General features: G+C 54.6%; 1 rRNA gene. It reads right to left on the bottom strand.

Annotated features, from left to right (window positions below):
- A 23S ribosomal RNA gene (locus HMPREF2537_RS00065) occupies positions 1 to 271 on the bottom strand; the annotation flags it as partial.

Here is a 271-nt window from a genome sequence, read left to right as displayed (position 1 = left end):
GTATCCGCGGTGGTTAGTATCAGTGCTTCATCATGGGCGCGGATATACGGGTACCAGAATATCAACTGGTTATCCATCGACTACGCCTGTCGGCCTCGCCTTAGGTCCCGACTCACCCTGGGAAGACGAACTTGACCCAGGAACCCTTAGTCATCCGGCGGGAAGGATTCTCACCTTCCAATTCGTTACTCATGCCTGCATTCTCACTCGCACACACTCCACGCCTCCTTACGGTAACGCTTCAACACATGCACGACGCTCCCCTACCCAA

The organism is Corynebacterium sp. HMSC074E01, from assembly GCF_001808885.1.
Taxonomy (GTDB): Bacteria; Actinomycetota; Actinomycetes; order Mycobacteriales; family Mycobacteriaceae; genus Corynebacterium.
This window is presented reverse-complemented; position numbering and strand designations above follow the sequence as displayed.